The organism is Kitasatospora sp. NPDC004272 (assembly GCF_053603035.1).
Genome location: NZ_JBSGET010000090.1, coordinates 23,829 through 33,666 on the forward strand (window position 1 = coordinate 23,829; position 9,838 = coordinate 33,666).

At 72.9% G+C, this 9,838-nt stretch carries 8 protein-coding genes and 5 tRNA genes; 5 read left to right on the forward strand and 8 right to left on the reverse strand.

Annotated features, from left to right (window positions below):
* The first annotated feature begins 33 nt into the window (after nt 1–33).
* On the forward strand, nt 34–747 hold the full coding sequence (locus tag ACWEO5_RS25305; protein WP_344554589.1) for an IclR family transcriptional regulator: 714 nt from the start codon (nt 34–36) through the stop codon (nt 745–747).
* Between the two features lie 123 nt (nt 748–870).
* Here ACWEO5_RS25305 and ACWEO5_RS25310 read toward each other — a convergent pair.
* The 8 genes from ACWEO5_RS25310 to ACWEO5_RS25345 form a co-directional block, all read right to left on the reverse strand.
* Nucleotides 871–945, reverse strand: a tRNA-Gln gene (locus tag ACWEO5_RS25310).
* Between the two features lie 4 nt (nt 946–949).
* A tRNA-Glu gene (locus ACWEO5_RS25315) sits at nt 950–1,022 on the reverse strand.
* A gap of 13 nt (nt 1,023–1,035) precedes the next feature.
* A tRNA-Glu gene (locus ACWEO5_RS25320) sits at nt 1,036–1,108 on the reverse strand.
* Nucleotides 1,109–1,143: 35 nt separating this feature from the next.
* Nucleotides 1,144–1,216: transfer RNA gene (locus ACWEO5_RS25325), tRNA-Glu, on the reverse strand.
* A 21-nt stretch (nt 1,217–1,237) separates the two neighbouring features.
* Nucleotides 1,238–1,309: transfer RNA gene (locus tag ACWEO5_RS25330), tRNA-Gln, on the reverse strand.
* 188 nt (nt 1,310–1,497) lie between these two features.
* Complete coding sequence (gltX, locus tag ACWEO5_RS25335) at nt 1,498–3,012, reverse strand: glutamate--tRNA ligase (RefSeq protein WP_452164561.1); 1,515 nt, start codon at nt 3,010–3,012, stop codon at nt 1,498–1,500.
* The gene (locus ACWEO5_RS25340) at nt 3,005–3,805 is read right to left on the reverse strand and encodes a fumarylacetoacetate hydrolase family protein (RefSeq protein WP_344554591.1); all 801 of its coding nucleotides are present in this window, start codon (nt 3,803–3,805) and stop codon (nt 3,005–3,007) included. The genes gltX and ACWEO5_RS25340 overlap by 8 nt, the downstream gene beginning before the upstream one ends.
* 104 nt (nt 3,806–3,909) lie before the next feature.
* The gene (locus ACWEO5_RS25345; protein ID WP_344554592.1) at nt 3,910–4,104 is read right to left on the reverse strand and encodes a hypothetical protein; all 195 of its coding nucleotides are present in this window, start codon (nt 4,102–4,104) and stop codon (nt 3,910–3,912) included.
* 464 nt (nt 4,105–4,568) lie between these two features.
* Between ACWEO5_RS25345 and ACWEO5_RS25350 the strand changes: the two genes are divergently transcribed.
* From ACWEO5_RS25350 to ACWEO5_RS25365, 4 genes are all read left to right on the forward strand, one after another.
* Nucleotides 4,569–8,507 (forward strand): sensor histidine kinase, encoded by a 3,939-nt coding sequence (locus ACWEO5_RS25350; RefSeq protein ID WP_452164562.1) that lies wholly within the window; start codon nt 4,569–4,571, stop codon nt 8,505–8,507.
* Between the two features lie 10 nt (nt 8,508–8,517).
* Nucleotides 8,518–8,931 carry a roadblock/LC7 domain-containing protein gene (locus ACWEO5_RS25355; protein WP_285679288.1) on the forward strand — a complete coding sequence of 138 codons (414 nt, stop codon included), beginning with the start codon at nt 8,518–8,520 and terminating at the stop codon, nt 8,929–8,931.
* Between the two features lie 173 nt (nt 8,932–9,104).
* Nucleotides 9,105–9,551 (forward strand): DUF742 domain-containing protein, encoded by a 447-nt coding sequence (locus ACWEO5_RS25360; RefSeq protein WP_452164563.1) that lies wholly within the window; start codon nt 9,105–9,107, stop codon nt 9,549–9,551.
* The coding region (locus ACWEO5_RS25365) for a GTP-binding protein (RefSeq protein ID WP_452164564.1) at nt 9,532–9,838 on the forward strand (307 nt) is incomplete at its 3' end. The genes ACWEO5_RS25360 and ACWEO5_RS25365, both read left to right, overlap by 20 nt.

The window sequence follows — 9,838 nt, forward strand, 5'->3', positions numbered from 1 at the left end:
GCGTCTCGCTGATTGAGACTGCAGTATCGAGACATGGACAACACTAGCGGCGTCGGCGTTCTCGACAAGGCCGCTCTGGTGCTCAGCGCACTGGAGTCGGGCCCCGCCACGTTGGCGGGGCTGGTCGCCGCCACCGGTCTGGCGCGGCCCACCGCCCACCGACTCGCCGTCGCACTCGAACACCACCGCCTGGTCACCCGGGACATGCAGGGCCGCTTCATCCTCGGCCCCCGGCTGGCCGAGCTCTCCTCCGCCGCCGGCGAGGACCGGCTGCTGGCCGCCGCGGGCCCGGTGCTGACCCACCTGCGGGACGTGACCGGCGAGAGCGCCCAGCTCTACCGCCGGCAGGGCGAGATGCGGATCTGCGTGGCCGCCGCCGAGCGCCTCTCCGGTCTGCGCGACACCGTGCCGGTCGGCTCCACGCTGCCGATGAAGGCCGGCTCCGCCGCCCAGGTGCTGCTCGCCTGGGAGGAGCCCGAGCGCCTGCACCGCGGCCTCCAGGGCGCCCGGTTCACCGCCACCGCGCTCAGCGGCGTGCGGCGGCGCGGCTGGGCCCAGTCCATCGGCGAGCGCGAGCCCGGCGTCGCCTCGGTCTCCGCGCCGGTCCGCGGCCCCTCCAACCGCGTGGTGGCCTCGGTCTCGGTCTCCGGCCCGATCGAGCGCCTCACCCGGCACCCCGGCCGGATGCACGCCCAGGCCATCATCGAGGCCGCCAACCGCCTCACCGAGGCGCTGCGCCGCAGCTGAGCCGTCCCGCACCGCACGATGTCCCCCCCGGCCACCGGCCGGGGGGGGACATCGCCGCGCCCGCGTCCGGGCATGCAAAAAGAGCCCCGGTATCCCGGAGCTCGTTCTGTGTGGAGCGTTTCTTGGCTGGGGTACCAGGACTCGAACCTAGACTAAATGAACCAGAATCACTCGTGCTGCCAATTACACCATACCCCATAAGTACCCCCGACCGGATTCGAACCGGCGCTACCGCCTTGAGAGGGCGGCGTGCTAGGCCACTACACAACGGGGGCCCGAATGAGCGAGTACCCCCGACCGGATTCGAACCGGCGCTACCGCCTTGAGAGGGCGGCGTGCTAGGCCACTACACAACGGGGGCGGGACTCATTCGTTCTGCAATTGTCAAGAATTGCGTACCCCCGACCGGATTCGAACCGGCGCTACCGCCTTGAGAGGGCGGCGTGCTAGGCCACTACACAACGGGGGCTTACTGCAGTGATGTGCTGCGCTGGGGTACCAGGACTCGAACCTAGACTAACTGAACCAGAATCAGTCGTGCTGCCAATTACACCATACCCCACCAGAGTTCAACCCCTCTGCGGGATCTTCCTCGGTGTCTTGCGCCCCCCTGCCCGGGCGGCGCAGAAAGAACATTACCCGACGCCCCGCCCCGCTCCAAAATCGATAACCGCAGGCAGCGCGCCGGACACCTGCGGGCCAGGTCAGCGACACGGCCCGCAGGTGCCCGGGAGGCGCCCGGAACCGGCCTCAGGAGGCCGGGAGCAGCTCCAGCGCGGACCGCAGGCGGCGCAGCGTCTCCTCGCGGCCCAGCAGCTCCATCGACTCGAACAGCGGCGGGGAGACCCGGCGTCCGGTGACCGCGACCCGCAGCGGGGTGAAGGCGAACTTTGGCTTGATGCCCAGTCCTTCGACCAGCGCCTCGCGCAGGACGGCCTGGATCGGCTCGGGGGTGAAGTCGGGCAGCCCGCCGAGTGCCTCGACGGACGCCTCCAGGACCGGGCGGGCGTCCGCGGTGAGGACCTTGGCGGCGTCCTCCGGGTCGACCGTGAAGTCGGCGGGGGCGACGAACAGGAAACCGGCCATGGTGACGATCTCGGAGAGGACCACCATCCGCTCCTGGGTGAGCGGCGCGACCTTCGCCAGCAGGTCGAGCTGCTCGGCGGTGGGCTCGGCCGGGAGCAGGCCGGGGGCCTGCAGGTAGGGCACCAGGCGCTTGACGAACTCCTCGGGGGCGAGGCGGCGCACGTGCTCGGCGTTGATGTGCTCGGCCTTCTTGAGGTCGAAGCGGGCCGGGTTGCCGTTGACGTCGTCGATGTCGAAGGCGGCGACCATCTCGTCGATGTCGAAGATGTCGCGGTCCTCGGCGAGCGACCAGCCCAGCAGGGCCAGGTAGTTGAGCAGGCCCTCGGGGAGGAAGCCGCGCTCGCGGTAGAGGTTGAGCGAGGCCTGCGGGTCGCGCTTGGAGAGCTTCTTGTTGCCCTCGCCCATCACGTACGGCAGGTGGCCGAACTGCGGGGTGGTGCCGTTGCCGACGCCGATCTCCGCCAGGGCGGCGTACAGCGCGATCTGACGGGGCGTCGAGGAGAGCAGGTCCTCGCCGCGCAGGACGTGGGTGATCTCCATCAGGGCGTCGTCGACCGGGTTGACCAGGGTGTACAGCGGGGCGCCGTTGGCCCGGACGATGCCGTAGTCGGGGACGTCCTTCGGGTCGAAGGAGATCGGGCCGCGCACCAGGTCGTCGAAGGCGAGCGTGGTGTCGGGCATCCGGAAGCGGAGGATCGACGGGCGGCCCTCGGCCTCGTACGCCTCCTTCTGGCCGTCCGTCAGGTCGCGGCAGTGGCCGTCGTAGCCCGAGGGCCGGCCGGCGGCGCGGGCCGCCTCGCGGCGGGCGTCGAGCTCCTCGGTGGTGCAGTAGCAGGGGTAGGCGTGGCCGGCCGCGCGCAGGCGCTCGGCGACGTCGGCGTAGACGTCCATCCGCTGCGACTGGCGGTAGGGGGCGTGCGGGCCGCCGACCTCGGGGCCCTCGTTCCAGTCGAAGCCGAGCCAGCGCATCGCGTCGAGCAGCTGGCCGTACGACTCCTCGGAGTCCCGGGCCGCGTCGGTGTCCTCGATCCGGAAGACCAGGGTGCCGCCGTTGTGCCGGGCGTAGGCCCAGTTGAACAGGGCGGTGCGGACCAGGCCGACGTGCGGGTTTCCGGTCGGGGAGGGGCAGAAGCGGACCCGGACGGCGGGGTTCTTCTCGTCAGCCACGTTGTCAGCCACGCTTGATCACCTTGTTGGAGAGGGTGCCGATGCCTTCGACGGAGACGGCGACCTCGTCGCCGATGTTCAGGGGACCGACGCCCGCGGGGGTGCCGGTGAGGATGACGTCGCCCGGGAGCAGGGTCATCGCCTCGGAGACGTGCACGATCAGCTCGGCGACCGAGCGGACCATCTGGGAGGTGCGGCCGGCCTGGCGGAGCTCGCCGTTGACGGTGCAGGTGACGGCCAGGTCGGCGGGGTCGAGGTCGGTCTCGATCCACGGGCCGAGCGGGCAGGAGGTGTCGAAGCCCTTGGCGCGGGCCCACTGGCCCTCGCGCTGCTGCACGTCGCGGGCGGTGACGTCGTTGGCGCAGGTGTAGCCGAAGACCACCTCGGAGACCCGGTCCAGCGGCACCTCGCGGCACATCCGGCCGATCACCACGGCGAGTTCGGCCTCGTACTGCACGTCCGAGGAGAACGGCGGGTAGGCGATCGACTCGGTGGGGCCGATCACGGCGGTGGAGGGCTTGAAGAACGTCAGCGGGACGGCCGGGACCTCGTTGCCCAGCTCGGCGGCGTGCGCGGCGTAGTTGCGGCCGACCGCGACGATCTTGCTGGGGAGCATCGGGGCGAGCAGCCGGACGTCCTGCAGGCGGTGGGTCTCGCCGGTCGGCTGGGGGGTGCCGAAGGGGTGCCCGGCCAGCGCGTGGACCACCAGCGAATCGGGTTGCGCGGCGTCCCCCTCGATGATTCCGAAGGAGACCGAGCCCGCCGCGGGGCTCCCTTCACGGACGGAGAACCTGGCGATACGCACAGCCCTGCAACCTCTCGGTTCGTCGGCCGCCCGGACGCTCCCGGGCGGCTGCCGAGCCCGCAGTACCGGGCCCGGCTGGTACCACCAGGCTATCCGTGCGGGGGTCAGTCCCGCGGCAGGCGGGGGGCCGGGGCGGTCATCAGGACCGTGCGGCGCGGGTTGGCGGTGACCGGGGGCAGCTCGGCGGCGTACGCGGGGGTGGTCCGGCCGGGCAGCTGGGGGAAGTCCGCGACGGAGGCCAGGGTGGTGCGGCGGGGGTTGGCCGTGGAGCGCGCGGCCCCGGTGGTCGTCTCGGACATTTGCGTCAGCACCCTTGTTTCGCTCGAACGGACTTTTGCGCGGGCCCGCCGCTGGGCAGGCTCCGGTCAACCCTGCCAGGTTAGGGAGCCCATTCCACAGCGGCCGTGACCAAAGCTACACATCACGCTGTGAGTTTGCTCACAATTTCCGGAACAAAGGGGGCGGGTGCGGAGATTCGGGACCAATGGCGGAAAGCGCCATTAGGGATATCCCGGACATTCGACCCACAAGCCGATCTTCCCCTCCCTTGACCCGGACACGTCGAGTGTCCGAAAAGGACCGTATTCCGGCGCGGATGCACGACGGAACGTGAGGCCCCGCGCGCGGAGGGTGGCCCAGGACACCGTGTCGTAACGGCCCTTGTTGGACTTCCCCCGCTGTGCTGGAATGCCACGGAAAAACTCGACACCGCCCTATCTCCGCCCGGCGGGGAAGGGCGCCCGGTCCAGAGGTTGCGACGCCAGTGCAGGGACGTTTCAAGAGGGGCAGCGGCGCCGCGGGTGACCCGGAGTCGCGCGAGCCCGCGGCCGGCCCCCACCAGGCGGCGCCGGCGACGACGGGCCAAGGCGAGCGTCAGCACGGCGCCCCCGCCGAACCCGCCGCCGACAGCGGTGCGCAGGGCGTGAACGGCGCGCCGCAGGAGCAGGGCGGCGAAGCCGCCGACAAGAAGAGCAGGCGGTCCAGACTTCGCGGCACGCTCACCCGCCGCCGGGCCACCGGCCTGAGCCGCCTCGCCATGCGCAACTGGCGGATCCGCACCCGGCTGATCGCCCTCCTCGTCCTGCCGGTGGCCGTGGCACTGCTGCTCGGCGGCCTGCGCGTGCAGGGCTCGATGGAGAACTCCCGCGAGCTGTCGCAGATGAGCAACCTGGCCGAACTGGCCCGGACCGCCACCGACCTCGCGCACGCCCTGCAGACCGAGCGCGACGTCGCGGCCGGACCGCTGGCCGCCCAGAGCTCGACGGCGGACACCGACCCGCTGATCCAGCAGGCCTACAAGGACACCAACGCCCTCTCCAAGAAGTTCACCAACGCGGCCGACAAGTTCGACGACCTCGACCTCGCGGGCTCCAAGACCCTGCTGCTGCAGGTCCGCCGCGACCTGAACGGCCTGCCCCGGGCCCGCACCGGCGCCTACCAGGACCTGGACAACATCCAGGCGACGATCACCAACTACGACGTGATCATCACCGACCTGCTCGGCGCCGCCCAGGACATCGCGGTCACCTCGAACTCCTCCGAGCTGATCACCGCCACCCGCTCGCTGTACCAGTTCTCGCTGTCCAAGGAGAACACCTCGATGCAGCGCGCGCTGCTCTCCGCCGCGCTCGCCCACCCCGGCGGTGCCACGCTCTCCGTCTCGGACGAGACCTTCGGCTCCCGGCTGATGGTCGCCGAGGGCAACGCGCTGCAGAACTTCACCGCCATCTACGGTGAGGCCGCGGCCCGCGGCAAGCAGTCCGAGATGAGCTTCAACAACGTGGTCGCCGAGGCCGACCGGTTCGCCAAGGCGGCCCTGAACACCAACGGCATCCGGCTCAACGACGGCACCAGCTACCAGTCCTGGTACGAGAAGTCGACGGCCAAGATCACCGCCGAGCGGAAGATCGAGACCGCGCTGCTGGAGGAGCTGGACGGCAAGGCCCAGAAGCTCCAGTCCGACGCCGACACCGAGTCGGTGCTCAACGCCTCGCTGGTCGCCCTGGTGCTCATCGTCGCCATCGCCGGCGCGGCCCTGATGGCCCGCTCGATGGTGCGCTCGCTGACCCGCCTGCAGACCTCCGCCGAGGACGTCGCCGAGCGCCGCCTGCCCGAGCTGGTCAAGATCCTCTCCGAGAGCGACCCGCACGACGTCGACGTCACCGTCGAACCGGTCGGCGTCGACTCCGCGGACGAGATCGGCCACGTGGCGCACGCCTTCGACATGGTGCACCGCGAGGCGGTCCGACTGGCCGCCGAGCAGGCGCTGCTGCGAGGCAACATCAACGCGATGTTCACCAACCTCTCGCGCCGCAGCCAGGGCCTGATCCAGCGCCAGCTGTCGCTGATCTCCGAGTTGGAGAGCCGCGAGGCGGACCCGGACCAGCTGGCCTCGCTGTTCAAGCTGGACCACCTGGCGACCCGCATGCGCCGCAACGGCGAGAACCTCCTCGTCCTCGCGGGCGAGGACCCCGGCCGCCGCTGGACCCGCCCCGTCCCGCTGGTCGACGTGCTGCGCGCCGCCGCCTCCGAGGTGGAGCAGTACGAGCGCGTCGAGCTGGCCTCGGTGCCCACCGCCGAGGTGGCCGGCCGGATCGTCAACGACCTCGTCCACCTGCTCGCCGAGCTGCTGGAGAACGCCACCTCGTTCTCCTCCCCGCAGACCCGGGTCCGGGTCACCGGCCACGCCCTGCCGGACGGCCGGGTGCTGATCGAGATCCACGACACCGGCATCGGCCTCTCCCCGGACGACCTCGCCGACATCAACGAGCGCCTCGCCAACCCGCCGGTCGTGGACGTCTCGGTCTCCCGCCGGATGGGCCTGTTCGTGGTCGGCCGGCTGTCCCTGCGGCACGGCATCCGGATCCAGCTCCGCCCGTCCGACTCCGGCGGCACCACCGCGCTGGTCATGCTGCCGGTCGACGTCACCAACTCCGCCGAACGGCGCGGCAACCGGCCCGGTGCGGGCGCCGGGGCCGGGGCCGGCCAGGGCGGTGGCAAGCAGCAGCGCGGCCTGGCGCCGACGCCGCGCCAGCAGGGCCGCCCGGCGGGCGACCTGCCCGGCGGGCGCACCGCGCTCGGCCAGTCGGGCCCGAACGACCCCGCGGGCCGTCCGCAGCTGGGCCAGGGCCCGGTCGGCGGCAGCCCCGACCTGTTCTCCCCCGCCGGTGCCTCCGGCCCGTCCGCGCCGCGGCGCGCGCCGGGCGGTCCCGGTGCGGGCCAGGGTGCGCCCGGCGGCCAGCCGGGCGACGGCGGCTTCGGTCCGGGCGGCGCGTTCGGCACCGGACCGGCCCAGGGCGGCCGCTCCGGCGGTCTGCCGACCCGTGCGGTGGGCCAGTCGCTGCGCGAGAACGCGGGCCCGGGCGCGCAGGGGCCGTCGGCCCCGGCCGGTCCGGGTGCGGGTGCGGCTGCCGGTGCGGGTGCGCCGACCGGTGGCGGGCTGCCGCCGCGGCGGGTGCCGGGCGCCTCGGGTGCGCCGGGCGTCCAGGGCGGCCCCGGTGGCGGGCTGCCGCCGCGCCGTCCGCAGCAGCAGGGTCAGCAGGGTCAACCCGGCCAGCCCGGCCAGCCGCCGCAGGGCGGTCCGCAGGGGCCGCGCCGTCCGCAGGGGCCGCAGGGCCCGCAGGGCGGTCCGCAGCAGGGCCAGCAGCGTCCGGGCGGTGAGCCCACCCAGCACGGGCGGGCCGAGCAGCCGCAGCGGCGTCCGCTGCCGCAGCAGCCGCAGCCGGCCGAGCAGTCCGGTGCGTTCGCCCGGCCCCGGTTCGAGGCGTCCGACATCGACCCGCGCGACCCGCTGGGCCTCGGCCTGGTGGAGCCGGTGCTGCCGGACCCGGTGGGCCAGGGCGTGCCGCCGCTGCCGCCGCAGGGCCGGCAGCAGCCTCAGCAGCCGCCGCAGCAGTCGCAGTTCGCGGAGCGTCCGCAGCCGATGGCGCTGCCGACGGCCGGTGAGCGCCCGTCCGGGCCGACCGGTCCGGCGCAGGGCCACGAGCAGTTCCGCCCGCGTGGGTACCAGCCGCAGCGTCCCGGCACCTCCGCGCCGGGCTTCGGCCAGCAGCCGGCTCCGCAGGCGGCGCGTCCGCAGGCCGATCCGGCCGAGCGGCAGCGTCCGCAGGCGCCGGGTCCGCAGGGCCAGGGCCTGCCGCCGCGTCCGGTGCAGGGCGGTGCGCCGCAGGGCGCTCCGCAGCGTCCGGCCGCGCCCCAGCGTCCGGCCGGTCCGCAGGGACAGCCGGGTCAGGGCCAGCAGCCGGGTCAGGGCCGGCCGCAGGCGGCGCCGTTCGGCGGCGCTCCGGCGGCGGACCCGCAGGGTGACCCGGACGCGCCGTGGCGCCCGTCGGCGAACGACGAGCGCTGGCGGCGGGCCGAGCAGATGCGCGAGCCGCAGACCAACGGCCTGACCACCTCGGGGCTGCCTCGCCGCACCCCGCAGGCCAACCTGGTCTCCGGCAGTGCCGAGGCCAGTCCGCTGACCGGTCCCCAGGTCTCGCGCAGCCCGGAGGAGGTGCGCGGCCGGCTGACCAACCTGCGCCGCGGCATCCAGCAGGGCCGGCAGGCGGGGACGCAGCAGCCGGGCTTCGGCGGTCCCGCGTCGCAGCAGCGGCCGGGCTTCGACTTCGGCGGGACGTCCGAGGGCTACCGGGGAGCCCGGGGCGGACGGTCCGACGTCGAGGGCAACAACGGCTTCGGCCCCGAGCACCAGGAGCGTTGAGTTGATCCAGATGAGCCAGGCCGCCCAGAACCTGAACTGGCTGATCACCAATTTCGTGGACAACACCCCCGGGGTGTCCCACACCGTGGTGGTCTCCGCCGACGGTCTCCTGCTGTGCATGTCCGAGGGCTTCCCTCGGGACCGTGCCGACCAGTTGGCCGCCGTCGCCTCCGGACTGACCTCGCTGACCTCGGGTGCGAGCCGCATCTTCGAGGGCGGCGAGGTCAACCAGACCGTCGTGGAGATGGAGCGCGGCTTCCTGTTCCTGATGGCGATCAGCGACGGCTCCGCGCTCGCGGTGCTCGCCTCGCCGGACTCCGACATCGGCCTGATCGGCTACGAGATGGCCCTGTTGGTCGACCGGGCCGGCGCGGTGCTCACGCCGGCCCTGCGGGCCGAGCTCCAGGGCAGTCTCCTGCACTGACGGTCGGGTCCGACCGACCCCGACTCCTCAGCACCACCCTCACCGTGCCGGACCCCACCCGACCCCCGGGTCCGGCACCCCACCCCAGGTCTTCGTCGTACGGTGGCTGACAGCCCGTCAGTCAACGGCCCAGTGGGCTCCGGCCGCGAACGACTGCAGCACAAGGAGGACGCATGACCCCGCCCCCGACACCCGCCGGCGCGTACGGCAACGGGTACGGAAACGGCTACGGCGGCCAGCAGGCCGGCGGGTACGGCGGCCAGCAGTCGGACGGCTACGAGCAGCAGCCGCTGGTCCGCCCGTACGCGATGACCGGCGGACGCACCCGGCCCCGCTACCAGTTGGCCATCGAGGCGCTGATCTCGACCACCAGCACCGCCGCCCCGGGCGGGCTGCTCCCCGAGCACGCCCGCATCGTGTCGCTGTGCCGCGAGGTCAAGTCGGTCGCCGAGATCTCCGCGCTGGCGGGCGTCCCGCTCGGGGTCGCCCGCATCCTCGTCGCAGACCTGGCGGAAGCCGGTCTGGTCGCCATCCACCAGCCCGCCGCCGCGGGCGAGTCGGGCGGTACGCCTGACGTCACGCTGCTCGAAAGGGTCCTCAGTGGACTTCGCAAGCTCTAACGCGGCCGCCCCCAGCCGCGCCACCACCTCCGCCAAGATCGTCGTCGCGGGCGGGTTCGGCGTGGGCAAGACGACGCTCGTCGGCGCGGTCTCCGAGATCAACCCCCTGCGCACCGAAGCCGTCATGACCAGCGCCTCCGCCGGCATCGACGACCTCAGCCACGTCTCCGGCAAGACGACCACCACCGTCGCCATGGACTTCGGCCGCATCACCCTCGACGAGGACCTCATCCTCTACCTGTTCGGCACCCCCGGACAGGACCGCTTCTGGTTCATGTGGGACGACC

Coding starts and splice junctions, on each gene's coding strand:
- ACWEO5_RS25305 (WP_344554589.1), top strand. CDS start 34: ATGGACAACACTAGCGGCGTCGGCGTTCTCGACAAGGCCGCTCTGGTG.
- ACWEO5_RS25345 (WP_344554592.1), bottom strand. CDS start 4,104: ATGTCCGAGACGACCACCGGGGCCGCGCGCTCCACGGCCAACCCCCGC.
- ACWEO5_RS25355 (WP_285679288.1), top strand. CDS start 8,518: ATGAGCCAGGCCGCCCAGAACCTGAACTGGCTGATCACCAATTTCGTG.
- ACWEO5_RS25360 (WP_452164563.1), top strand. CDS start 9,105: ATGACCCCGCCCCCGACACCCGCCGGCGCGTACGGCAACGGGTACGGA.